We start from the raw sequence: 1,265 nt of genomic DNA, 5'->3' as shown, positions 1-1,265 counted from the left end.
TGAGCTACTCCCGATCCCTTGGACAGTTTCCGGGATGATTTAAGCTACTCTCTGCGCCTGCTGGTCGGTTTCGATCTGGTTGAAGTAGACCACGGCGGGCGGCTTTCCGCCATGGGCGGCGTGGGGCCGCTGGTGATTGTAGAAGGCGATCCATCGGCCAACGCCCGCCTTGGCCTGAGATCCGGTCTCCCAAGCGTGCAGGTAGACGCATTCATACTTAAGGGAGCGCCAGAGCCGTTCGATGAAGATGTTGTCGAGGCAGCGCCCCTTGCCGTCCATCGATATCCGGGTGCCGAGCCGTTTCAGTCCGTCGGTCCAGACGAAGGATGTGAACTGCGACCCTTGATCGGTGTTCATGATCTCAGGCGGGCCGAAGCGGTGGACCGCTTCGTTCAGCGCCTCGACGCAGAAGCCCGCCTCCAGCGTGTTCGAGATGCGCCACGCGAGCACCTTGCGGGTGGCCCAATCCATGATGGCGACCAGATAAAGGAAGCCTCGGCGCATTGGCAGGTAGGTGATGTCGGCACACCAGACCTGATTTGGCCGTTCCACCTTCAGCCCGCCCAGTAGGTAGGGGTAGGTCTTGTGCCCTTTGGCGGGCTTGCTGGTGTTGGGCTTCTGGTGGATCGGCATCAGGCGCATGAGCCGCATCAGCCGCCGGATGCGCTTCACGTTGACGGCGTGACCCTCGTTCTGCAGGTGCCAAGTCATCTGCCGAACACCGTAGAACGGGGTTTCCAGGAACTGCTTGTCTATCAACCGCATCAGGGCGAGGTTCATCTCGGTCTCGCCTTGCGGCGCGTAGTAGAACGACGACCGCGAGATCGACAGCAGGCCGCATTGCGCACGGATCGACAGCTTGGGGTGGGCGTGTTCAATCATGCCTCGCCTCACTTGCCGATCCAGGGCTTGAGCTTTCGTGACAAAAAATCGTTGGCGACAGCCAGCTCTCCGATCTTGGCGTGCAGATCCCGCACCGTCTCCTCGTCAACTTCGGCCTTCCTCTTCCCGCCGCGTTCAAAGATGTCCGATGCCCCTTCGAGCAGCGATCTTTTCCACTGGTGGATCATCGTCGGGTGAACGCCGTATTCGGCGGCCAGCTCCGACACGGTGCGCTCGCCCTTCACGGCTTCCAGAGCCACGCGAGCCTTGAAGCCCGCGTCGTGATTTCTGCGTTTCGACATGTTCTGATCTCCTCGTTCTTGGAGACCAGCAGACGTCAGATCGTAGCTTCCGTCACTGTCCAATTTTCGGGGAGGTGCTCA

Annotated in this window: 1 protein-coding gene; it reads right to left on the bottom strand. The window is 60.5% G+C overall.

What is annotated here, in order from left to right:
- Positions 1–39: 39 nt before the first annotated feature.
- Positions 40–1,184 (bottom strand): IS3 family transposase gene (locus EOW65_RS19820; RefSeq protein WP_394342761.1). Its coding sequence is split into 2 segments (ribosomal slippage): positions 40–917 and positions 917–1,184, totalling 1,146 coding nucleotides; the frame shifts between segments, so codons are not numbered across the junction.
- Positions 1,185–1,265: the final 81 nt, after the last annotated feature.

The sequence above is a fragment of the Paenirhodobacter ferrireducens genome, from assembly GCF_004022265.1.
Taxonomy (GTDB): Bacteria; Pseudomonadota; Alphaproteobacteria; order Rhodobacterales; family Rhodobacteraceae; genus Rhodobacter; species Rhodobacter ferrireducens.
Note: the sequence above shows the minus strand (reverse complement) of the source record. Positions and strands in the feature narration are given on the sequence as shown.